16 protein-coding genes and 1 pseudogene are annotated in these 23,902 nt (G+C 64.9%); 8 read left to right on the top strand and 9 right to left on the bottom strand.

Translation table 11 applies throughout. The features are described from left to right. Positions 1-23 precede the first annotated feature (23 nt). From scpB to HF916_RS35405, 3 genes are all read right to left on the bottom strand, one after another. Positions 24-1,220 carry an SMC-Scp complex subunit ScpB gene (scpB, locus tag HF916_RS35415; RefSeq protein ID WP_168793447.1) on the bottom strand — a complete coding sequence of 399 codons (1,197 nt, stop codon included), beginning with the start codon at positions 1,218-1,220 and terminating at the stop codon, positions 24-26. 370 nt (positions 1,221-1,590) lie between these two features. Then, positions 1,591-2,817, bottom strand: a complete 1,227-nt coding sequence (locus tag HF916_RS35410) for a pyridoxal phosphate-dependent aminotransferase (RefSeq protein WP_168793446.1) — start codon at positions 2,815-2,817, stop codon at positions 1,591-1,593. A 266-nt stretch (positions 2,818-3,083) separates the two neighbouring features. Then, positions 3,084-3,986 carry a LysR family transcriptional regulator gene (locus HF916_RS35405; RefSeq protein ID WP_168793445.1) on the bottom strand — a complete coding sequence of 301 codons (903 nt, stop codon included), beginning with the start codon at positions 3,984-3,986 and terminating at the stop codon, positions 3,084-3,086. 409 nt (positions 3,987-4,395) lie between these two features. On the opposite strand from HF916_RS35405, the pseudogene HF916_RS35400 reads away from it, so the two are divergent. Both HF916_RS35400 and HF916_RS35395 read left to right on the top strand, forming a co-directional pair. Further along, positions 4,396-4,791 (top strand): annotated as a pseudogene (locus HF916_RS35400) (transposase); the annotation flags it as partial. A gap of 295 nt (positions 4,792-5,086) precedes the next feature. Further along, on the top strand, positions 5,087-5,341 hold the full coding sequence (locus HF916_RS35395; RefSeq protein WP_168793444.1) for a hypothetical protein: 255 nt from the start codon (positions 5,087-5,089) through the stop codon (positions 5,339-5,341). A gap of 312 nt (positions 5,342-5,653) precedes the next feature. Here the strand turns inward: HF916_RS35395 and HF916_RS35390 are convergent, their stop codons facing one another. Then, positions 5,654-5,977 (bottom strand): hypothetical protein, encoded by a 324-nt coding sequence (locus HF916_RS35390; protein WP_132374957.1) that lies wholly within the window; start codon positions 5,975-5,977, stop codon positions 5,654-5,656. Positions 5,978-6,243: 266 nt separating this feature from the next. Between HF916_RS35390 and HF916_RS35385 the strand changes: the two genes are divergently transcribed. The 3 genes from HF916_RS35385 (at position 6,244) to HF916_RS35375 (ending at position 7,965) form a co-directional block, all read left to right on the top strand. Next, entirely contained in the window at positions 6,244-6,963 is a 720-nt protein-coding gene (locus HF916_RS35385) for a YdcF family protein (protein ID WP_431311455.1), read from the top strand. 249 nt (positions 6,964-7,212) lie between these two features. Next, on the top strand, positions 7,213-7,452 hold the full coding sequence (locus HF916_RS35380; protein ID WP_168793442.1) for a hypothetical protein: 240 nt from the start codon (positions 7,213-7,215) through the stop codon (positions 7,450-7,452). Positions 7,453-7,707: 255 nt separating this feature from the next. Continuing rightward, a complete protein-coding gene (locus HF916_RS35375) occupies positions 7,708-7,965 on the top strand; it encodes a DNA-binding protein (RefSeq protein WP_168793441.1) in 258 nt (85 codons plus the stop codon). Between the two features lie 75 nt (positions 7,966-8,040). On the opposite strand, the gene HF916_RS35370 is transcribed toward HF916_RS35375, so the two are convergent. Further along, the gene (locus HF916_RS35370) at positions 8,041-8,331 is read right to left on the bottom strand and encodes a putative quinol monooxygenase (protein WP_106313988.1); all 291 of its coding nucleotides are present in this window, start codon (positions 8,329-8,331) and stop codon (positions 8,041-8,043) included. Positions 8,332-8,850: 519 nt separating this feature from the next. On the opposite strand from HF916_RS35370, the gene HF916_RS35365 reads away from it, so the two are divergent. After that, on the top strand, positions 8,851-10,170 hold the full coding sequence (locus tag HF916_RS35365) for an EAL domain-containing protein (RefSeq protein WP_240975811.1): 1,320 nt from the start codon (positions 8,851-8,853) through the stop codon (positions 10,168-10,170). On the opposite strand, the gene arfB is transcribed toward HF916_RS35365, so the two are convergent. After that, complete coding sequence (arfB, locus tag HF916_RS35360; RefSeq protein ID WP_168793440.1) at positions 10,167-10,571, bottom strand: alternative ribosome rescue aminoacyl-tRNA hydrolase ArfB; 405 nt, start codon at positions 10,569-10,571, stop codon at positions 10,167-10,169. The two genes, HF916_RS35365 and arfB, sit on opposite strands and share 4 nt — an antisense overlap. Before the next feature lie 153 nt (positions 10,572-10,724). On the opposite strand from arfB, the gene HF916_RS35355 reads away from it, so the two are divergent. Further along, positions 10,725-11,366 carry a VC0807 family protein gene (locus HF916_RS35355; RefSeq protein WP_168793439.1) on the top strand — a complete coding sequence of 214 codons (642 nt, stop codon included), beginning with the start codon at positions 10,725-10,727 and terminating at the stop codon, positions 11,364-11,366. 194 nt (positions 11,367-11,560) lie between these two features. On the opposite strand, the gene HF916_RS35350 is transcribed toward HF916_RS35355, so the two are convergent. From HF916_RS35350 to recC, 3 genes are read right to left on the bottom strand one after another with little or no spacing between them, the layout of a single operon-like run. Then, on the bottom strand, positions 11,561-13,828 hold the full coding sequence (locus HF916_RS35350; protein ID WP_168793438.1) for an AAA family ATPase: 2,268 nt from the start codon (positions 13,826-13,828) through the stop codon (positions 11,561-11,563). Next, positions 13,825-17,517 carry an exodeoxyribonuclease V subunit beta gene (gene recB / locus HF916_RS35345; RefSeq protein ID WP_168793437.1) on the bottom strand — a complete coding sequence of 1,231 codons (3,693 nt, stop codon included), beginning with the start codon at positions 17,515-17,517 and terminating at the stop codon, positions 13,825-13,827. The genes HF916_RS35350 and recB overlap by 4 nt, the downstream gene beginning before the upstream one ends. After that, positions 17,514-20,897: an exodeoxyribonuclease V subunit gamma gene (gene recC, locus HF916_RS35340; protein WP_168793436.1), complete on the bottom strand. Its 3,384-nt coding sequence runs from the start codon at positions 20,895-20,897 to the stop codon at positions 17,514-17,516. The genes recB and recC overlap by 4 nt, the downstream gene beginning before the upstream one ends. Before the next feature lie 204 nt (positions 20,898-21,101). Between recC and HF916_RS35335 the strand changes: the two genes are divergently transcribed. After that, the gene (locus HF916_RS35335; RefSeq protein WP_168795758.1) at positions 21,102-23,732 is read left to right on the top strand and encodes an FUSC family protein; all 2,631 of its coding nucleotides are present in this window, start codon (positions 21,102-21,104) and stop codon (positions 23,730-23,732) included. Positions 23,733-23,902: the final 170 nt, after the last annotated feature.

The following is a 23,902-nucleotide window of genomic DNA, read 5'->3' as shown; positions in this document are numbered from 1 at the left end:
GTGGCAAAAAAAGTTCGGTTACGTCAGGCGCTGCGCGACTCGGGTTCGTCGTCGGTCAGAATGCCTGCGTCCTGCGCCGCATCGCGACGATCCTCAGGATCGCCGCGCGCCGCGTTGGTCGGGTTCGGCTCGGCGGCGTGCTCCGTATTGCGGAGTACGCCCGAGTCGTGCGCGGGTATTGCCGGATCGGCCTGGGAGACCGGATCGTGATTCTGTGCGGACTCGGCGACGCCGGTCTGCGGTACAACGTTTGCCGGGTGCGCCGTTTCAGCATGTTCCTGCGCGGCCGGCGTGGCAGCGGCGTCCGGATGCGCCCCGGATGATGCCGATGCGTTTTGTGCCGCGACTTCCGCTGTGCTGTCGGCCGCCTGCGCCGATTCCACCGGCTCAGCGTGCTGCGTCTGATGCTCTTCAGCGAGTTCGTTAGCGATTTCTGTTCCTGACGCCTCGTCTACTGCTTCAGGCGGGCTGTCAATGGTATGGCCAGCTGCGTCAGCGGAGTCGAATTGCGGCGCCTCGCTCGCGGCTTGCGGAATATTCTCCGACTTGCCATCGGCAACTGCGCTCACAAATTCGTCTGCAACGGCGCCTGCTTCAATTACCACGCCGGAATCCACCTGCCCTTCTTCCGGAGCCAAAGCCTGTGCGACATCGGCGTCGGCGAACTCGATTGCGTGCTGGCCGAGCAGATCCGCGTTCAACTGCGCCGACGGATCGGAGAGCGGCGGCAATTCGTCCAACGCTGTCAGCCCGAGGTCGTCGAGGAACTGCCGCGTGGTCGCGTACAGCGCCGGGCGGCCCGGGACATCGCGGTGACCGATCACTTCGATCCAGCCGCGATCCTCGAGCTGCTTGACGACCTGCGTATTCACCGTAACGCCGCGAATCTCTTCAATATCGCCACGCGTCACCGGTTGCCGGTATGCAATGATCGCGAGCGTTTCGAGTACCGCGCGCGAATATTTCGGCGGTTTCTCAGGATGCAAACGATCCAGATACGAACGCATCGCGGGCTTGCTTTGAAACCGCCAGCCCGACGCCAGCCCGACCAACTCCACACCGCGCCCAGACCAGTCCTGCTTGAGGTCTTCGAGCAAAGTCCGAACGGTGTCTGCCGACACGCCGTCGGCAAAGAGTTTGCGTAACTCGCCGAGCTTTAATGGCTCCTGCGCGCAGATCAAGGCAGTCTCGAGGACGATCTTCGCCTCTTGGGTATTCATGCAGCTAGGTCAGACCCTGTGGTCAAAGAACCGGATCAAACAGACGATGTGGAACTGAAGACGCGCTCGCCCGATTCTGATCGGTCATATTGATGGGAGCACGCACCGGGGGGAGGCGAAACAGACAATCGAGCCAAACCCAGCCGGACGGAGCAGCGATATTCCTGAAGGGAACCGCGTGACTGAGCGCCATATTACGCAAAAACAATCAGTGCGTAAAGACGAAATCCCCCGTGCATTTTCCAACCACGGCTTGGCGGACGCGTTTTTGTGAAAAAGCAGGCTTAATTTGGTAAAAACCCGCTTTCTTCGGCTGTTCTTCGCCTGGTTAGTTCAATAGCTTTACGCAGCCACCTTTTCCGCCACGCGTTCACTGTGCCGTTCCGTGTTCCGCCAGGAACCGTTTCAGACGCTCGACGCCCGCGTCCAGCCGCGCCGTGTCGCATGCGTAGCACCAGCGCACGAAGCCCTCGCCTTGCGGACCGAACGCGCTGCCCGGCGCCACGCCGAGCCCGACGTCACACACCATCGCCTTGCAAAGCTCCAGGCTGCGCGAGGCGCCCGGCATCGAGAAAAACAGATACATCGCGCCGGGCGGCGCCTTGACGTCGACGCCAGGCACCGTGGCGAGCGCGCGCACCAGATGGTCGCGCGACGCCTTCAGGTCGCGCACCAGTTCCTGCGTAAAACGCTCGCCATGCTCGATGGCCGCGATGCCCGCCTGCTGAACGAAGGCCGGCGCGCACGAAGTGTTGTACTCGACGAGCTTGCCCAGATCGTCCATCAACGAGGCCGGCGCGACGATCCAGCCGAGCCGCCAGCCCGTCATCAACCATGCTTTCGAAAACGAATTGACGCAGATCACGCGTTCTTCGCGGGTGGCCAGATCGAGGAACGACGGCGCCGTGCGCGAGGGCGCGCCGGCCGCGCCGGGCTCGGCGTCTGCATAGTAAAGGCGCTCGTAGACCTCGTCCGCCACGATCCAGATACCGTGGCGCCGGCAATGCGCCAGCACGGCGCGCTGCTCGTCGCGGCTCATCACCCAGCCGGTCGGATTGTTCGGCGAGTTGATCAGCAGCATTTTCGTGTCGGGCGTCAGCGCTGCCAGCAATTGCCCGAGGTCGAGTTGCCAGCCGCGCTCGCCGTAGCCCAGCGCGACCGTTTCGACGTGCGCGCCGAGAATCTTCGGGATCTCGACCAGATTCGGCCAGAGCGGCGTCACCGCGACGACGCGGTCGCCGGCGCCCACCACGAGTTGCGCCGCGAGCATCAGCGCATTGACGCCCGCGCTCGTCACCGCGATATGCTCCGCCGACGTCGCGCCGTGCAGATCGCTGACGTAGCCCGCCAGCGTGGCGCGCAGCGGCGCGATGCCGAGGTTGTGCGTGTAGAACGTCGCGCCGGCCGCCAGCGATGCGCTAGCGGCGTCGCGGATAAACGCCGGCGTGACGCGGTCGGATTCGCCGAACCAGAACGGCAGCACGTCGGCGACGCCGAAACCGGCGTTGGCGACTTCGCGAATCTGGGAAGGACGCAGTGCGCGCACGGCATCGCGCGCGTTCGGGATGGATGGCACGGGCAGATCCGATTCGCTCATCGAGGTTTCCAGGCGGGTGAAGGGCATGGGTTGAAGTTCAGCAGCGGCGACAGTTTAACTTGGGGCGTCTTTTCGGGACCGCGAAGTCGGCGGCCAAGAAGGCATGGCGAGGCGATCAGTCGCGGACGGATTGCGGCGAGGCACCGTGCCTCGAAAACTGCACCGCTCGTCCATCGCGCCGTTTCCGACCACGGGGATGTCTTACGCACCACACGACCGCGCCTTTGCCGCCCGCGTGCACATCGCGCACGTCCCACGACAACAAACTAGTTCAAATCCTCCGCCCGTCCCGGCAACTGGCGAATCAGTCCCCACACCGCCTCCGCCGCCGGCGACAGCGAGCGGTCGCGCCGCCGCACCAGTTCGACCGTACGCTCCGCGCGTGGCACGAGCGGCCGGGCCACCAGCGCAGCGCCCGCCGGCAGCGGCAACGCCAGCCAGGGCAGCACGCTTACGCCGACGCCCGCCTCGACCAGCCCAAAAACGGTCGCGGAATGCCCCAGCTCCTGCACCACCGTGGCGCTCACGCCGTATTCCTGCATCGCGGCGTCGATGATCGGCCGGCTTCCCGACGCGTAATCGAGCATTACGAGTTGCTGGCCGTCCAGGTCCGTCCACGCCACCCGCTCCTGCGCCGCCAACGGATGATCGTCGCGCGAGACGACACAGAACGAATCCGTCATTAGCGATTCGCTCAGCAGGTCGTCGGCGGAAAACGGGCCGATGATCACGCCGAAGTCGACCTCGCCCGACTTGACCTTGCGCACCACGTCGCTCTGCACATCGTCGCGCAAGCCAAGCGCGATATAGGGGAATTGCTGCCCGCACGAGGCCACCACGCGCGGCATGAGCCGGCATGCCACCGTCGGGCTGGCGGCTACCACCACGCGTCCGCGGCGCTGTTCGCCGATTTCGCGGATCTCGCGCAACGCGTCGTCCAGATCCGTCAGCAGACGCGACACGCTCGACACCAGGTTGCCGCCGACATCCGTGAGCTGCACCTCGCGGGTGGTGCGATCGATCAGCTTGAGGCCGATCTCGCTCTCCAGTTCCCGCACGCAGCGGCTGACCGCCGACTGCGTCAGGCCGATTTCATCGCCGGCCCGGCTGAAGCTCTGCAAACGGGCGACCTCAATGAAAACCCTTAGCTGCCGCAGCGTGACATTCATTTACACTCCTCATCAATTGCATTGTTTAATGCGCATTGTAAGGCGAAAGACAGCACCACAGCCGCTTTTTCCAGTCTCGCTGCAATGCAGCAATAAGGCGCAAACGCACGCTGGTCGGGCCTGATTGCACAAGATTGGTGATTGTCCCGATTTGCGAGATGGGTTTTTTGGATTCTTATACGCCCCTAGCTAGCGCCCGCGCTGGCCCGCTGTCACAGGGCTTTCAGGTAGTTGGACTCAACTTGGCACACTTCCTGCATTTATCTGCAGACAAGGGTCGGCGCCATGATTCTGACTGCATAGCAGACCGTGGCAAGCCCGACCCTCCTTGGCACTCGCCTATCGAGTGCATGGAGAGTGCGCGGCGCGGGGCAGCGCACCGGAGTTAGCTTCGCTGAGGTGAAACATGATGCTGTTCGACGATTTGAGAGACAACGAGTGGGCGCTGGTCGAGGCGTTGTTCTGTGCAGAGCCTGCACGGAGCGAACGGCGCGGTCGGCCACGCGTGGAAGCGCGCGCGGTTGTCAACGCCGTTCTGTGGGTGCTATCGACGGGCGAAGGCTGGTCCAAACTGCCGGGCCGCTATCCGTCGCCGCCGACTTGCCGCCGTCGTTTCGACGAGTGGCAAGCCGATGGTACGCTCGCCGAAATAGTTAAGCGACTCGGCACGAGCGGCCGTGAAATTTCGCTGCGCGGCCGGATTGGGGCGACCGCAGCGAAACCGCCGGCACCGCCGAGCCGTGACCGCCTGCGCGGCGCATTCTGGACCAATCCGGAATCGTGGCGCGCGCCGGTCAAGATGGCCTGACGCATACTGTTTTTCCTCCGGGCGCCTGCGGGCGCCCGGCATGTATCAAACCCAGGTCGACGCGTCTTGACGTACGCCGTACCTGTCATGGGCACCGCTCTTCGGCGCGCCCAACACAGTCGTCCCTTCCCGTTACACCCAGCCTGCCTGCGCGCTGCTTCAAACGTTTGAAGCAGCGCGATAGTTGCCGGTGAAACATCCATTTACTATTACTTACAGCGTGCTTTCGTGACTGGGCATACCTTATGTGTATGCAAACAGGCCTTGTCGATCGGCTTGACGGGAGCTCAGCATGAAACCAATGTCACTGCTTCTGTGCGGCATTGTCGTTTCATCAATGGCCGCACCGGCGCTTGCCCAGCAGCGCCAACAGGCTTGGAACTGGAGGCCGGATCGTCCGGCTACCCTTGAAGCCTGGCAGCAAAGCGATACGCGCGCCCGCGACTTCACCCCGCCGGCGCCGCGCGGAGATTTGCGCGGCGATATCGCCAGCAATGTGCGTACGCGGCCGGAGGCGCCTCGGCAGGATCCGACGCGCCGACGCTAGGCGGAGTTGAACGTGAGCGAAGCCCATGCGCCGCGCTCACGAAACTCACTAGCGCATATTGAATAATTGGGGGAACCACCGCGCGTCGTACCAGTCTGATTCAACGCCATTAGCACAGCGTGGCAGTAGTAATTCCGGTACGCCCGTATCCTCGCGATACGGGCTTTTTTTTGCGGTTGCGTTGCGCAAACGGCGCCTGCGGGCGCGTACGACGCACGGTGCGAAGCAAGTGCAATGAGGCGGGACGGGGCAATGGGGACGCCGCCAGCCGCTCAAAGCGGGCGGGAAACAACGCCTGCCAGCCCGCCTTAGCTAAGGCCGGACTTCGAGCGCGGCGGTAGGCCGCGTGTCGGCGGTGGCGACGACGTAGTCGTTCATGCGCTGGGCTGTCCAGGTGAGCAGACGTTCGTCATGGGCGAGGCGCGCAAACTCGGCTCTGCCCCGCTCCGTGAGCACGGCGATATCAACAGGTGCGTGGAAACCTGGAGCCGGCGCGACAGTGCGCTGCCGAACGGTGTCCATCAAGCCTAGTGCGCGAAGATATTGGAAAACACCCGGCCTTCTAGCCCATGGGACCTGGCGATATTGCGCCCGCCGCAGCGCTTCAAGTACCGCTTCGTTGGAATACGTGGTCATCTCACTTCTTTCTTAAAGTGCAGCTATGACACATTTATGCCCAACACGTCACCGCGCCACCAGTGACGCGCGTAGCACCCGCCCTTGGCTGGAAGCTGACTGCAACGTGTGCAGTCGAATTCCGCCAGGTGCTGCCTGGTCTCGTATTCGGAACCCCCGTCTGAACGGCATGTTAGCGTTCTGTCCAAGAGCCGGCGATGCAACCGCTGCGGCGCGATAGCAAGCCCGTGGATTTGTCCCGAAAGACATACGTTACCCCATTTAAATTGATTCTATTCACTTTATTAGCGCTTTTTTTTGCAGCAATCGTGCTATGGAAAGGCGCCCGCCGCCCTCTCGCCATCTGCACGGTCGCCGTCTTCTGGCTGCTCGCCGCCGGCTGGCTCACCGCCCCCTTGCTGCAATTGGCGCAGCCGCGCTGGCGGACCGAGACGCCCGCCACGTTCGCGCCGCGCACCGCGATCATCATGCTGGGCGGCGGCACGATCTACGACGACGACCACCTCCTCGTGCCCCCGCGCGACGTGCTTGCGCGCATTGCGGCGAGCGCCGAAAACTACGCCGCCTGCAAACGCGCGGCGGACACATGCCATGTGATCGTGAGCGGCGGCAATCCGCAGCGGCATCGCGCAACCGAAGCCGACACCTATCTGCCCTACCTGCTGCGCCAACAGGTGCCGCGCGCGGACATCGTGCTGGAAAACAGCAGCCTCACGACCTACGAAAACGCGCGCAACGTCTCCACCATTCTGCAGGGCTCACGTTACGATTCGCTGATCCTCATCACTTCCGCCTATCAGATGCCGCGCGCCTTGCTCGATTTCCACCGCTTCGGCCTCGCGCCGCAGCCGATGATTTCGAACGCGATAGGCGCACGTCTCGGTGTACTACCGCGATATGACAACTTGGCGTCTGCGGAGATAGCGCTGCATGAATTGATCGGCATCGCGCAATTTCACGTCTATCGCGCGATCGGCTGGTTCTGAATTTCAAGCCTCATCACAGAACGACCTATTTAGAGATGCGAATAATGTGCCCGAGCGGCGACGCGTTATCGTGACTTCCCACTCAAGCCACCGCGCATTGCAACTGCTGGCCGAACGTAACAAGATGTAACGATTTGTCATTGCAGTTACAAAACCCTCTGTTGGAGCGGATATTGCTGACTAGAATGCATTGTCTTTCCGTTTGGACAGGCAAGTACTCGGGTCCACAACCACTCTGCGGAGGTAGCAATGAAGAAAGTGTCCCTGGCGATCCTGGTTTCCCTCAGTGCCGTAACGGGCGCGGCTTATGCGCAGGACAACGGCGTCATGATGAGCACCGATCCGGCCAAGGCCGCCGACGTCGAGCAGCGTGCGCAAGATTTGCAAAACCGCCAGCAAGCAATGGAAAGCGCACCGGCCATGCCGATGAAACACCACAAGGCAGCCCCGCATCACAAGAAAGCCCCCAAGGCCGACGCCGGATCCTAAGCGCAATTACCCGACTCACCCGCGGCCGCGCCGCGAAGGTGAAAAGCCGAAGCCGGCACCGCCGGCTTCGGCTTTTTTGTTGTCTAATGGGTTGGCGAAGGACTTGCGAGCCTCCGGACAGCGCGGCGCGCCGACCGGCCTCACGGCCACCGCTTCAGCCCCACGGCGCCCGGCTGGCGGTGTGCTAAAGTCGCGCACCGACCGGCGCCTGGCCGGAACCCCCTAACCCGTGCGCACCTTGGTGCGGAGGACAGCATGAGCAACATCCAGCTTGATATCGAATGGACTGAAGCAGCATCTCGCAAAATCGAAAAACTGATGCCGCGCGGCGGTCAGGAAGCGTTTCTGGCGCTACCGCCCGTCGAATGCCTGCCGATGGAAGGCGACGTGCTGTTTCTCGGCCCGGACGGCAAGCGGCAGCCGTTCATCGTCGCGGAACGTCAGTATCACCATGACGGCGACGCCGACTGGACCATCATCCTGATTCTCGACGTTCCACAAGCCACGCATTAAAAACAAACGGCGAGCGCCGTGCCGGGCTGATCGTGCCCGGCAATTCGCTCGCCGTTGTCCAATTCGCCTGAAGGTTCAGGCGATTTTCGACACGACGCGAATTTCCGCATGTTCCACCCAGTCCGCCACCGCTTTCCTGTAAGCCTCGATGTGTGCTGATTTCGCATGCACCGCCAGCGCTTCCTGACTTTCCCAACGCTCGACAAATACGAACCGGCGCGGCTCCTGCAGGTCGCGGTGCAGATCGTACTGAAGCGCTCCCTGCTCCTTGCGCGTCGGCCCGACAAGCCCTTCGAGCGCCTGCCGGAGTTGCTCTTCATAGCCCGGCTTCGCCACCGAGATTGCGACCACCGCGATTTCCGACATGCCTGACCTCCCTTTTCACGAAAAGCAGCAGCATACCCGGCGCTCGCCAAAGCTGCAGGCGGCCTGCGCGCAAGCCGACGGCGTGCCTGTTCAGGCTTCGTCTGCGCTAACCGGATAACCGGTTCGAGCGTCCATACGTCTGAGTTCCGTCCTTGCCTGGAGTTTGGCGGGTGTCCGCTTGCCGCCCTGTTACGCTCGGTTTCATACAGGCGATTGATTGCGCCAGGCGCAATCGGGTTTGCGCGAGACAAGCGGGCGTCAAACTCATGCCGGACGGCCGATTGGCGTGGAGATCGGCATCACCGCGGATATGACCCCGCGTCTGTGATTACCCGCACATTCACCCGAATTGCAAACTGTTAGACTGGTTTTGACTAATTCGCCGGAGTCCAGCATGGCTGGCATCGCTCTCCGCGTTCCCGGGCTTTATCCGAGCTGCCCTGCGCACGCGTGGGCCGTGCATCCGTTGCGCGCCGAATTGCCTGGCGCGTCCCGTCACCCGCTTGCCGCGATGTCGCCATGTCCGCTCTCTTTCCTGCCTTTATGCCATCCGTCAGCGAACTGACCCTGAGCGGCCTGCTCCCGCATCTGGTCCGGGACGAGTCCGGCTGGACCGCGACGTGGCGCGCGCTGACTTTGCACAGCGTGTTCCAACCGGTGCTGTCGGTGACGCACCAGCGCGTAGTCGGCTATGAGGGATTGCTGCGCGCCGTCGATCCAGTCGGTTTGCCGGTCTCGCCCGACGTGCTGTTTTCGGGCACCCGCTCGGCCGCCGACGCCCGCGAACTCGACCGCATCGCCCGTTGCCTGCATGTGGCGAATTTCATGGAGCAAGGCATCAGCACCGGCTGGCTCTTTCTGAATACGCGCCCGCAGGTGTTCGAAACCGGCTGGCCGCAACGCGCGTTCATCGACGAACTGTCGGCGCACTTCGGTCTGCCGCAGGAACGCATTGTGATCGAAGTGCTCGAGCAGCCCGCCGACGACGAATCCGCTGTCGCCAGCATGCTCGCCGCGTCGCAGCCGCGCGACTTCCTGATCGCGATCGATGACTTCGGCACCGGCTTCTCGAACTTCGACCGCGTGTGGCGCTTCCGCCCCGACATCGTCAAGCTCGACCGTTCGCTGGTCGCGCGCGCCGGCAAGCGCGAAGGCGACGACTCGATGATCGGCCATCTGGTCTCGATGCTGCATCAGTCCGGCACGCTGGTGCTGGCCGAAGGTGTCGAAACCGATGAAGAGCTGATGATCCTGATGGAAGCCGACGTCGATTTCGTGCAGGGTTTCTGGCTCGGTCAGCCGAAGAGTTCCGTGCAGGCGGCATGCGCCAAGGTGCCGGCGCTGATCGAATCGATGTGGAGCAAGTTCGCCGACTACGAACGCGAGCATGCCGGCCACCAGCGGCTTGGTTTCGAAGGTTTTGCTGAAGCGGTGCTGGCCGCCGCCGAGACCTACAAGGCCACCGGCGATCTGCGCCAGGCGGCGCAAAAGGTCTGGCATCTGCGCGAAGCACGCCGCGTGTTCATCACCGACGGGCTGGGTGAGCAAACCCTGCCCTCAGTGACGGCCGCCTCGGTGCCGCCGCCGCCGCTGCGGCTTGCGCCGCTCTACACCGATACGCGCAGCAACTGGTCGCGGCGGGCCTATTTCAAGCACGCGCTCGCCGCGCCGGGGCGCGTCGCGATGATGGGTCCGCATTATTCGCTCGCCGACGGTCAGGACTGCTACACCGCGGCCCTCGCCTTCGAGCATGACGGCACGCATGTGCTGTGCGTCGACTTCGTGCCGACCGCCACGACCGCCGTTGCGCGTCCTTCGGGACGCGGCAGCAAGCGCTAATCGTCCACCCGGCCACGGCCGGATTTGATCTCACTGCGTTTGGCTTTGCCGTCGAGGCGCCGACGGTTCGACGCGCGCGTCGGCCGGGTCGCGACGCGCGGCTTGCGCGTCACGCTGACGCTTTCGATCAGTTCATCGAGCCGCGCCAGCGCCGCCGCCCGGTTCATCTCCTGCGTCCGATGCTGCTGCGCCTTGATGATCACCACGCCGTCGCGCGTGAGCCGATGATCGGACAGCGCAAGCAGGCGCATTTTCAACACTTCCGGTAACGAAGATGCCTGCACATCGAAGCGCAGGTGAATGGCGCTCGAAACCTTGTTGACGTTCTGGCCGCCCGCTCCTTGCGCGCGCACTGCGGTCAGTTCGATTTCGTTCAGCGGGATTGGATAGCGGGATGTCATGACGCGAGCTTGAATCGGGAAACATGAGTGTACACAGCGCGCGACCGATCACTGATTGCGGACTATCGGGCGCGTCTGCCGATGCGAAAAACTATTTGCGTCGACGCGGCCAGTTCATCGATACTGCGTTTTTCGCTTACAGCGTAAATTCACATGAAACTCCATCCAGGGTTTGTGCTGGAACTGGCTGTCAACTTTCTGTTGCCGTGGCTCGCCTACCGGCTTGCGCTGCCGCATCTGGGCGAGACCGGCGCGTTGATCGCGTCGGCCGTGCCGCCGATCGTGTGGAGTCTGATCGAACTCGCGCGTTTTCGGCGCGTCGACGCGCTGAGCGTGATGGTGGTGGCCGGCATCGTGCTCTCGGTCGCGGCGATGGCGCTCGGCGGCAGTCCGCGCATGCTGCTGTTGCGCGAGTCGCTGGTGTCCGGCGCGGTCGGCGTGGTGTTTCTGCTCTCGTTGCCGATGCGCCGCCCGCTGATCTTCTATCTCGCGCGCGCCACCGTCGCTCGCGAAATGGAAGGTGGCGCGGCGCGCTTCGAGGCACTGTGGCAAGAGCGGCCGGCTCTCGTCAGCGCGATGCGGTTGATGACGCTGGTGTGGGGCGTCGGCCTGACCGGCGAAACGGCGCTGCGTGCGTGGATGGCGCTCACGTGGCCGATCGAGCGCTTCCTGGTGGTGTCGCCGTTTATCGGCTACGGCATTTATGGTGGCCTTACGTTGTGGACGTTCTGGTATCGAAAGACCATGCGTGGTCGGGTCGAGGCGCACGTGCAGTCGGGTGGCGCTGCTGGTTGAGCGGGTTCGGCGCGAAATGCGCCTGGGCCGTTCTGCGTTCTGCGTTCTGCGTTCTGCGTTCTGCCGTTCTGCCGTTCTGCCGTTCTGCCGTTCTGCCGTTCTGCCGCTCCGCCGCTCCCGCCGCTCCGCCACTCTGCCGTTCTGCCACTTACTTTGCGTAATCTAACCGCGAAGCAGCCCCTTACCCGCACCTGCTATTTAGCGCCGCGCCACACCTCCGCTATCCGCGCGGCTAACCCGGAGTCGCGCTGTGTCGGCGTCGCAATAGCTTGAGCCAGCACGGCGCGCCCGCCGATCACTTCGACCCGTTCACGCGCGCGGGTGATCGCCGTGTACACCAGTTCGCGCGACAACACCCGGCTGAATACCGAAGGCAGCATCAGCACCGCGTGCTCGAACTCCGAGCCCTGCGATTTGTGAACCGTAAGCGCGAACGCGGTGTCGTGCGGTGGAAGCGCCGCCGGCGAAACCGCTCGCAAACCGCCATCACCGGTCCGGAAATACACGCGCAACGCGCCGCTCGCGCCCGGCAGCGCAATGCCGATGTCGCCGTTGAAGAGACCGAGCGCGTAATCGTTGCGCGTCACCATCACCGGACGCCCGGCGAACCACTGCGCGCCCACTGCCAGCGTCACGCCCGCCGCGCGCCGCACCTGCGCCGCCATCGCCGCATTCACCTGATCGACGCCGCGCGGCCCGGACCGGGTCGCACACAAAATGCGAAACCGGTTCAACGCGTCGAACAGCGGCAACGGGTCGGGTGTTTCGGCTGCTAGCGCTGTGGCAAGCGCGTCGGCGTACGGCGCGAATCCTGCGGCGAGCCGCGCGACGGTGCGCTCGGCAAGCGTCGCGTGCGTATCTTCGTGAAGCGCCGCTGCGCACGTTTCCGTGGGATCGGTGCGCAGGACATCGAGCGCGGCGCTCGCCGAGCCGTTGCGAATCGCGAGCGACAGACGGCCGATCGGCGACTCCAGGCCGAACCGATAGTTGCGCTCGAGCCAGACGACACAATCGGCGAGCGGGTTCTGCATGGGCGACGCCGTGGTTACGTGCGAAGGCCGTGGCGCTGCGCTTTCGAAAAGATCGCCAACGGGTAGTTCGTCGAAAGGACGAGGTGACTCCGTGTGTGCAAACAGATCGTAGTCGGGCGCATCGGGCTGCGCGAAAAAATCCGCAGGCTCCTCGCCGAAGCCCCGCGATGCGCCCGGCAATGCCTGCGTGAGCCGCGTTTCGTCGATGCCGAGCGCCTCGGCGATCCGCCGCAAACCGTCTTGCGTAAAAGCCGGACGCGCGCTGAGTTCGGCGAACACCGCGCCGGCCTCGACGGCGGCGAGCTGGTCCTTGTCGCCGAGCATCACGAGACGCGCCTGCGGGGCGATGGCGTCGAGCAGATGCGCGGCCATGGCGACGTCGATCATCGACGCCTCGTCGATCACGACGACGTCGTAAGGCAGCGGATTGTCCCGATGATGCCGGAAGCGTCCACCCGGACCGGAGCCGAGCAGACGATGCAAGGTGTACGACGTCTGCGGCAAACGCGCGGCGAGTTCAGGCGGCAAATCGCCGGCGCGCGCGAGCAAGGCCTCCTGCATGCGCTGCGCGGCTTTGCCGGTGGGCGCCGCGAGTGCGATGCGCAAATCCGCGCGTGTATCGAGCAGGCAGGCAAGCACGCCGACCACGGTGGTGGTCTTGCCGGTGCCAGGTCCCCCGCTGACGATGGTGAGTTGCCCCGACAGCGCCATGACCGCCGCGACGCGTTGCCAGTCGACTTCGTTGTCCTTCGGTGGACCGAAGTAGCGCAGCAGACGCTCGTGCAGTGTTTGGGCGTTCACATTCATGCCGCCGTCTGCGCTGGCGAAATGGCCAGCGCCGGTGCTCACGCTGGCGTTGGAGTTCGTGCCGGTGTTCGCAGCCGCTCCGGCGCGCGCGTCGGCGTTAGCGTCGGTTCCAGCAAGAGATCCCGCGTCAGCACCGCTCCTGCCAGCATCACGCCCACGAGCCTGAGCATCGGCCAATCGCTCGTCACCTAAACCCGCCCCCGCATGCGCCACCAACGCGCGTGCAAGCCGCCTCTCGTAGTCGTAATAGCGCGCCAGATACAACCGCCCTTGCCCATCGACCACCAGCGGCCGCAACGCCGCCGCGCTTTGCGAACCATCACTCGCCATACCGCTGGCGAACAGCGCCGCGCGCACTTCGGCGCTCGATGCCTCGAAGCGTCGCGCCAGCAGCGCAAGCGGCACGCACACGTGGCCTTCGGCCGTCGCGCGGCTCGCGGCGAACGCGCCCCGCGCCGCCCACTTGACCGCCTCGGCCGACGCGCCGCCACGCCGCGCCAGCGCACCGATGCGGCGCGCGAAACCTTCGGCGAGCGCGATACTGAAATCCGCCGGCGCGGGCAAATTCACACCGATGTCGTCGAGCTCAGGCGGCGCCGATGCGCTCTGTTCGAACGTGCTCATGCAACACCCCCGATCATGGCTGCATCGAGCAGCGCGACCAGTTCGAATGCGGGCCGCCGCCTATGCACGCCCGCCGGTCCTTCGGCGTCGCGCCAATGCGGACGCACACCGCGCACGAACAGATACAGATAGCCGCCGATATGCGTGTCGTACGAATAATCGCGCACCCGCGTTTTCAGATAACGATGCAGCGCAACCGTATAAAGCAGCGCCTGCAGGTGATACGCGTGGCTTGCCATGGCCGCTTCGAGCGGCGCGGCGGCGTAGTCGGCAGCGGTATCGCCCAGATGGTTCGACTTCCAGTCGACGATCCAGAAACGCCCGTCGTACTCGACGATCATGTCGATAAATCCTTTGACGAACCCGCGCAACACGCCGGGTTCCAGCGCGACGTCGGGATAGCCATGTTCGATCAGCAGTTCGCGCAACGCAGGGAAATCAAGCGACGGCGCGGCGAACAGAAACTCGAGTTCGTTCAGGCGCCGGCGCGGGTTCAGCTCGGCGAGCGCCATGCCGGGCTGCAGCTCGGCGGTGACCACGTCCCTGAGCAGGTTGTGCATCATCGCGGGCAGACGTGCGGCGAGTTCAGGCACAGCCGGCGCTGGACGCTCGCGCAACGCGCCGCGAATGGCGTCGGTCCATGTATGCGGCTCGGTAAAATCAGCGAGTTCGAACATGCGATGCAAACAATCGCCCGCAGCGGCGCCGCGCGGAAACCCGAGGATGTCGTCTTCGGCGTAGGCCGGAGCCTGCGGCGCGGGCGTCGGCGCGACGACGAGCGCATCGGCAATCTCGTCATGATCGGGACGCACCTCTTCCACCCGCGCGTGCATCTCTTCGCTTTTGCTACCGGCGGCAATCAGCCCGCTGAAACTCGCCATGCGCCACTGATCGCGCAACGGCCTGCGATTGGCTCGCGCCTGCATTCGCGCGCCGCGGTCCTGAAGGCTTTCGAGCGGCATGCGGCGCTGGGGCCTCGGCAGTGCCTGCAGCGTGATCGGGCCACCCGCCAACGCTTGCCAGCGCGCCGACAACGCGGCTTCGTCGGGCGGCTCGGCGAGCCAGTCGCCGAACTCATGGCCGCCGCCGGCCACGAGCCAGTTCAACACGCTGCGGCGCGACTCTTTGGTGGAGCGCGACGACTGATACGTGCCCGCGACCAGATAGCAACGGTACACCGCGCGCGTCAACGCCACGTAGACGAGCCGCGCCCGTTCCGCAGCCTGTTCGCGCACCGCGTAACGCGACGCATGCTCGGCCTCTTCGTCGTCACAACCATAGTGCAGCACCGCGTCGCCCATGTCGTCGTGATACTCGCGCGCATCCGGCAAACCGGACGACGGCGGCTCGCGCAACGCGCCATCGTTCAGGAACGGACAGAACACCACCGCGTATTCGAGCCCTTTCGATTTGTGGACCGTGACGATCTGCACGAGGTTGCGGTCCGACTCGAGCCGCAACTGCGCGTCTTCGCCACCGCCCTGGGTGCGTTGCGCGGCGAGCCAGCGCAAGGTCGGCGCGATACCGGGCTGCGTCGCGGCGCGCGCCTGCACGAGTTCGGCCAGATGGTTCACGTTCGTCAGACGACGTTCGCCATCCGCTGCGGCGACCAGCCGTTGCGCGACGCGCAGCTCACGCATCAGCGTGCGCCACATCACCGCGAAGCCGCGTTCATGCCACAGCGTGCGATAGCGCGAGAAACGTTCGACCCAACCCATCGCGTCGGCGGCGTGCGCGGGATCGTCGGCAACCGATGGGGCGTCGGCGACCTGCTCGAGACGCCACAACGCCGCGGCGTCGAGGCCGAGCCAGTCGGTGGCCAGCGCGGCGCGCAGACGGCGCAGATCGCCGGGCGTATCGACGGCGGCCAGCACGCGTTCGATCTGCTCGGCGTCGAGCGTCGCGAACACCGACGCCTGCGCCAGTTCCACGCTGCCGACTCCCCAGGCAGCCAGCACGCGTTTGATCAGACTGCCCTGCTTGTGCGTTTGCACCAGCACCGCGATGTTGCCCGGCGCGAGCGGCACGTCGCCGATCGTCACCGTACCTTCGCGCGCGCCGCGCAGCAGCCGCACGATCTCGGCGGCGCACGCTTCGCTCGCTTCGCGCTGAGCCTCGCGTTTGGTCAACGCGGCGTCGCCTTGCGGCAAGGTCCAGATACGGAAGTCGCCGGCGCTCGTATCCGGATCGGCGAATGGCGGCCTGCGCCGTTCGCCCGCGCGCACCGGCTGATAGTCGAGGCCATCCAGCACGAATGCCTGGCGGTTGGCTTCGAAGAACCGGTTGCACGCCTCGACGATGGGCGCGGTCGAGCGCTGATTGACGGCCAGCGTGTAGCACGCGGATGCCGCCTCGCGCGCCGCCAGATAGGTATGCAGATCCGCCGCGCGAAAACTGTAGATTGCCTGCTTCGGATCGCCGACCAGAAACAGCGGGCCGGCCGGCGCGAAGATGCGGCTGAAGATCGCGAACTGCAGCGGATCGGTGTCCTGGAACTCGTCGATCAGCGCGGCGGGATAACGCGTGCGCAACGCATCGGCTAACCACGGATGCGCGGCGAGCGCGCGATACAGGTTGGACAGCAGATCGTCGAACGACACTACGCGGCGCGTGCGTTTGCGCGCCACCAGTTCGGCGGGCGCGTAGTCGAGCCAGGTTTGCACAAGCGAGAGCCAGCGCGCGCGTTGCGCGGCTTCTGCCGCGACCACGGCCGCCGCCAGCGCTTCGGCATGCTCGAAGAATGCATGCTCGGGCGGCTCGAACTTGACCTTGGTGGCCTTCTTCAACGCTGAAGCCGTCAGTTTCAACGCGGCCTTCGGCGGCGGCGCGTGGCAATCACCCAGCGCGAAGTACTCGGTCCATGCGGCGATAGCGGCGCTCACATGATCGGGCTTGTGCGACGTCTTGCTCAGACGTTCTTGCGCCTCGGCCAACAACCTGACGATCGCATCGCGCTCTGCATGCCAGAGATCGCAGGCGGCGTCGAAACCGGCCTGCGGATCGGCGCCATTGCCGCTTGCGTCGACCTTGCCCCAGCGCAACTGCGCCAATGGCTTTTTTAAACGACGCGCGAGTTGCTCGTCGAATGAAGCGGGACCCGCACGTTTGGCCACCAGCCACGCGGCGAACGCAGGATGCGCATGCGCCACTGGTTCCACCTGCTCACGCCAGAAGTCAGCCGCCATTTCGAAGCGCAACGCCGCGTCGTCGGCTTCCATTTCGAAGGCGAACGGCATGGCGGCGGCGAACGGCGCCTCCTGCAACGCGCGCTGACAGAATGCGTGGATGGTGTGGATCGCCGCCTGGTCGAAGGTGCGCAGCGCGCGCCGCACCACCTTCAAGGCGGCCTCGCGCTCGATGCCCCGCTCCGGCGCCAGCGTCGTTTCAAAGAGACGGCGGATGAACGGATCCCCGCCGTCGTCATCCATTTCGATGGCGCGGTGCAGTTCGGCGAGACGGCCACGAATGCGCTCGTGCAATTCCGCGGTCGCCGCCTTCGTGAAGGTGACGACGAGAATCTGATCGGCGTTCAGGTTCTTTTCGAGCAGCAGCCGTACGTACAGCGCGCAGATATTCCAGGTCTTGCCGGTGCCCGCCGACGCCTCGATCTGATTTACGCCGTCGAGCGAACAGGCGAAGACATCGAGCTCTTCGGCAACCAGCGCGTAATGCTTCGTGGCTCCGCTCATGACGCGCTCCGCAGATGTTGCATGAGCGGCTTGAACACGATCGCGGCGAGACTGCCGAACGGCTCGTCGAGCGTGAGCGGCGTGCCGCGCAACGCGATGCGCAAGGCGGGGTCGTCGGACTCGCCGCGCACGCGGTCGTTGATCCAGACGCCCTGCGCCGCGGAATCGCTTTCGCTGACTTTGGTCCACGCGCTCTTTGGGAAGAAGCGCAGCGGCAGAGTGCGCCCTGCCTTGAACAACGCGGCGAGCGGCGCCAGTTCGTCGAGCGGCGCGGCGACCGGCGCGAGTTCGAAACTCTCGCCGTTGCCATGCCATACGGTGCGGCGCGGACCGTTCGGCCGCGCGGCGCAATAGACCAGGTGCGCGAGCCATGCCGACAGATAGTCGCGCGCGGTAGGTTTGGCGTAGCGGAAAATCACTTGTCCTGTTTCGGTGAGCAGGTTCAGACTGCCGTGCAGTTGCAGCGGCGTTTCGGCCGCTTGCCTGAGCAGCGCGTCATGCGGGCCGAACAGCGCACCGGCAAGCTCATCGCTTTCGGGCCAACGAGGCACGATGTCGAGCACGAACGGCAAACGCTCGACACCCGAAGCGACCTCGCGACGCACGCTGTCGGCGAGCTGCCGCAACGCGCCGAGCTCACGCGCGCGCCACACCGCGCCGGTCGCGCCGCCCGGCAATTCCGGGCTCGCTGCCGCTACGCGGCGCACGCGTTCGAACACGACATCGTCGTCCGTATCGACGTCGAGCAGCACCGGCAAAAGACGGTCAGCCAATGCGTCGCGCCCCGCGTAATCCAGGTCGAACGGCTCGGTATCGAGCAATTCGCCTTGTGCTTCCGACAACACGATGCCCAGGCGGTCGCGCAACAACGCTCGCGCCGGATGACGCCAGAACCGCACGAATTCGTCGAAGGCAATCGGCGCTGGTTCTTCGGGAGGCAACGGTTGATCGAAGAACGGCGCCGCAGCGGCGTGTGTAGGCGCGGCCAGCAACGTGGCCAGCTCGGCGCGATCGGCGTCGTAGCTGAACAGCCCGGATTGCGATGAGAAATAGTCCGACGCAAACGCCTGCAACGGATGATCGACGACGAACGCATGCCGCGCGCTCTCGACTTCGGCGGGACTCGCGCCCTCGCCCGCCGACACCTGCGCGAGATGGTCGAGCAGTTCATCGACCAGCGCGGCCGGCGGCAACGGCGCGTTATCGCGAATGCTGCGGCCCGTATAAGCGATGAAGAGACGATCGCGCGCGGCAAGCAGCAAGTCGAGGAAAAGATTGCGTTCGTCGTCGCGGCGCTGGCGGTCGCCGGCTTTGCCGAAGGCGGCCATCAGATCGAACTCGTCGGCGCGCGCGAGACTCGGCAACACGCCGTCGTCCATGCCGAGCAGGCAGACGACGCGATACGGCAAGCCGCGCAGACTGGTCAGCGACGAAAACGTCACGCTGCCCCAGGGCACGCCGCCGCGCGCGGGGTCGTCGAGTGCTTCGGTGAGCGCGCCGCGCACCACCGCGGCGGGCATCACGACTTCTTGTGCGCCGGCTTGCATCGCGTCGCCCATCTTGTCGATCGCGTCGCGCACGGCGGCGAGCGAATCGGAGAACTCGACGCCGCCGTCGAAACATTGGGCGAGCGTTTCGAGCAGCAGTTGCGTCCATTCGGAGGGCGTGCGCTCGATCGCGCATTTCGCCGCGAAGCTGTCGATGTCGTCGACGAAACGCGACAGGCGGCCGAGCAGTTCCGCATCCGAACCGTCGGCGCCTTCGACCGGCAGCCAGGCGTCGACCGGTTCGCCGCCGTCCGGCATCGCGTAGCCCAGATACAGACGCGTGAGCGCATCCGCGAACGTATGACGGGCGATCGGCACGTGTTCGCCCGTCGGCTCGACCGGCGCGAGCCCGCGACGCGCGCCGGCTGCGGCCAGCCATTCCTGCGCGGCTTCGAGCGAACTGGCGTCGATACCGTAACGCACGGCGATCGCGTCGACGCGCAGCCATTCGATCAGATCCGGCGCGCCCACGCTGCGCTCGGGCAAGGCCAGCCAATCAAGCAGCAAACGTGCAACCGGATTAGCCTGCGACGGCGGCAATCCCGTAATCCGATACGGAATGCGGCGCGTGTCGCCGGGAGGCGTGGTGCCGAACACGGCGTCGATCAAAGGACCGGCCGCCGCGAGGTCGGACACGGCGACCAGCACGTCGGACGGCTGCAGGTCGTCGAACTCGTCGAACCAGCCTAGCAGACGATCGTGCAGCACTTCGAGCTGCCGCGACAGGCTGTGGCAGACATGGACTTCAATGCCGCTCTCGATCGGCAGTTCGTCAGCGTCGGCCTCGTCACGCAGATCGAGGATGCCGTTCTGCACGGCGGCAAGCCAGCTCGGTTGCGGATTTTCGGTGAAATCGCCGGTCTCGCCAGAAGCGGCGCTTTCGGTCAACTCGTGCAGCATGTGCAACTGCGCCTGGGTCTGGCGACCCCACTCGGCGAGCAGTGGATGGCCGACTTCCTGATAGTCGAGCTGGCCGGCGGCGTCGAGCGCTTCGACGCGCCCCGCGCTGACGACGTCGAACCAGAACTCGCGGCACGGATTCATCACGTACAGCCGCACGTCGACCCAACGCGAGAGCGCGCGCAGCAACGCCACGTGCAACGGCGGCATGGTCGGCAGCGCGAACACGCTGACCGCTTCGGGCCACTGCGCGTTCGAGATCGCCTCAAGATCGAGCGTGCCGATTTCGTCCAGAAAACGATAAGCGGGCGGCAAGGCAGCCGCGGGCATTTGCGCATCGCCCGACAGTTCCGTGAGCACGGCGCGCCACAACGCCGCTTGCCAGCGCTCGTCCTCGCGCGCCGCTTCACTCGCGCCGACAAGGCGCGGACCGGTGTCGCCGGCGGTGCCGCTCGCGAAGATCGAGCCGCCCTTCTGCCATTGCAGGAGCCATTCCGGGCGATAGGTCAGATAGTGGTCGAGCACGGTCGCCACGCGCCGCGCGAGTTCATAGCGCATCGACGCGTCCGCCGCGTCGAGATACGTGCGCAGACGCGGCGACGCATTCCAGGGCAGCGCTTCGTCCACATCGTCCACTTGGCCCAGCAGCCGGTAGCAGCGCCACACGAGCCGGTCCGGCGCGAACGGCGAATGCTTCGGCACCTCGATCACGCCGCCGATCTGCGCCCATAGCCATTGCGCGAGATAACCAAAGTTGACATTCGCGCAGATGCCCTGGCGCGCGGCGATATCCAGCTCGAGCCGGCGCCGCACCGCCGCGCTCGGAACGATCACGGGCTGCGCGGTCCAGGGATCGGACGGCGCTTGTGCCAGGTCGTCGAGCAGCGCACCGACAAGGGTTTCGTAGCGATTCGAGTAGAAGAGCTGGAGCATGGATCCTGAGGCTTGCGGGCGGCACGGGCGGAACGCCCCGAGCCGCGACAGACATTGAAGCGACAGCATAACAAACGCATCCCCAAGGCAGAACCTGGCCGAACGGACGAGGTCAGATCAGCCATAAAATCAGTTAGACTCGACGGCAGTTCGGGTCTGCCCCTTCAACCGCGGTTTTCTTAGTGAATGGAATCCAGGCAGTCGATGCGCTATTCGGTTGAAATAAAAAAATTCCTCTACAGCCAGTACTTTTATGGCGGCCTGCGCATCGCAGTCGGCGTGTCGTTACCGGCGGTACTGTGTCTGATCGTGTTTCACGATCGCGAGCTCGGCTTCACGATCGCGACCGGCGCGCTCGGCGCGTGTGTCGTGGACATGCCGGGCCCGCTCAAGTACAAGCACAACGAAATGCTGGCGTGCACGGTGATCGGCTTCCTGTCCGCGCTCGCCACCGGGCTCGCCACGGTGAACGCGGTGACGCTGTGGTGCACGGTCGTGCCGCTCACCTTCCTGCTGTCTTTGATCGTCGTGTACGGCAACCGCTGGCCGCAGATCAGCTTTGCCACGCTGTTCATGATGATCATGACGCTGGAAGAGCGCTTCACGCCGATGCAGGCGCTCGTCAACGCGTCGTGGATTCTGGTGGGCGGCCTCTGGTACACCTACTGGTCGACCTTCGTGAGCCGCTGGATGATGCATCGCATCGAACAGCAGGCGCTGGCCGAAAGCGTGTTCGCGTGCGCCAACTATCTGCTGGCGCGCGCCGAGTTCTACGACCTCGATAGCGATCTCGACGAGTGTTATCGCAACCTGGTCGACAAGCAGATCACCGCGGTGGAACGTCAGGACGCCGCACGCGACATCGTGCTGCGCAATCTGCCCAGGTTCAAGAGCGGCAAGCTCGAACCGCGCCGCGCCATGCTGTTCAATCTGTTCATCAATACCGTCGATCTGCACGAGCTGTTCGTCGGCGCGCATACCGATTACCCGCTGGTGCGCAGCACGTTCGGCGGCTCCGATCTGCTGGTGTTCTACCGCGATCTGATTCGCAAGGCGGCCGCCGATCTGGAAGAGATCGGGCTTGCGGTGCTGCAAAACCATGCGCCGCGTGGGCGCGTGAACGTCAAGGCGGAATTGCGCGCCATCGAGTTCGAAATCGAACTGATGCGCAAGCAGGATCTGCCGGCAAAAAACCACGAAGCTTATTCGGCGATCTCGTCGACTTTCCGGCGCGTCTGGAGCGCCACGCGTCTGATCGACAAGATGCGCAAGAGCCTCTCGAGCGAACCCAGCACGAGCGAGACCGAATTGCGGCTCGACCAGGCGCTCACGCGTTTCGTGTCGAGCCGGCGCGTGCCGTTCGGGCAGATCTTCTCGAATCTGACCATGGCCTCCCCGAGCTTCCGTCATGCGTTGCGCGTGACGATCGCCGTCGCCGTGGGCTTCTGGCTCGGGCGTCTGCTGCCGCTCACCAACGCCTACTGGATCGTGATGACCACCGTCATCATTCTGAAGCCCGGCTATTCGCTCACCAAACAGCGCAACGGGCAGCGGATCGTTGGCACGCTGATCGGCTGCGCGGCGAGCATCGCGCTGATGATCTTCGTCAAGGAGCCGCACATCCTGCTGGTGGTGATGTTCGCGTCGATGGTGATGAGCTACAGCCTGCTGCTGTTCAATTACACGGCGAGCGTGGTGTTCACCTCGTCGTATGTGCTGCTCATGTTCCACCTGCTCGCGCCGGGCAGCATGCGCATCATCGGCGAGCGCGCGATCGACACCGTGGTGGGCTGCGCAATCGCGATCGCGGCGAGCCACCTGTTCCCGTACTGGGAATATCGATTGATGGGCAAGCTCGTCAACAACATGATCAGCGCGACGCGGCAGTATCTGGAGGCAAGCTGGTGGTGGAGCGGCAAGCCGGCCGCCGCGGTGGTGGCTACCGTGACCGAAGCCGGGGCGCGTGCGCCGGCGGCGGCGATGGCCGATCCGGCGATTGACTTCGGTAAGCCGGTGTTGGCGGCGGCTAGTGGTGGGGCACGCGGTGGCGCAGGCGGTGTTGCAAGCGGTCACGCGAACGTCGGTGCAAGCGGCGGCGCGAACGCCGGTGCAAGCGGCGGCGCGAACGCTGGTGCAAGCGGTCACGCGAACGCTGGCGCAAGCGGCGGCGCGAACGCTGGCGCAAACGGTGTCGCTAACGCGGCGGCTACGGCGTCCGCCGACGCAACAACAAAACCGATTGCCGACGCCGGCGCCAGTGCGGGAACGACCACGGTCAGCAACCCGACCGCGAAGCCGGCCTCCGGCGCCTCCGCTGCCGCAGCAGCGGCGGCGACTGCGCTCGATCGCGACTATCGCTACCGGCTCGCCCGCAAGAACGTTCACGTGGCGTTCGCCAATCTGGGCCAGGCATTTCAGCGCATGATGCTCGAACCGAAGTCCGCGCAGAAGTTCGTGCCGGAGCTCAACGGCCTGCTGGTGCGCAGCCACGTGCTCGCCTCGCAGATCACCGCAGCCGCGCCGCTGCTGCGCACCTCCGCGCAACAGCAGGTCGACGGCGTCTCGCTACAGCCGCTGCAACGCGCGCTGAGCGTCGTGCGCGACAATCTCACCGAAGCTGAAACCGGCACCGCGCCGGCGGCCGATCAAAGCGAGCAGATCAAACTGCTGGGCCGCGAACTCGATGCGATGGTGGTCGAAACGGAGAAGTCGCCGGACTATTCGGCGGATGCCGTGCATGACATGAAATTGCTTGCGCATCAATGCAAGCAGATGCTGTCGGCAGCGGCGCAGATTCGCAAGGATGCGAGCGTGATTCGTCTGCCGGACGAGTGAAATGGCGTCGAGGGCCGACCTTGCGCGTCGCGCGGTCAGCATGCTTTCATGCTTTTTCGGATGTAGCCGCCTGGTGCGTAGCGGCGACTGCGTTTTTGATGTACCGCTAGCTCCGCGTTGCGGCGAGCGCCGCCGACGAGTCGAGCGCTACGCCACCCACGTCGATGTGC

It is taken from the genome of Paraburkholderia aromaticivorans (genome assembly GCF_012689525.1).
Taxonomy (GTDB): Bacteria; Pseudomonadota; Gammaproteobacteria; order Burkholderiales; family Burkholderiaceae; genus Paraburkholderia; species Paraburkholderia aromaticivorans_A.
This window is presented reverse-complemented; position numbering and strand designations above follow the sequence as displayed.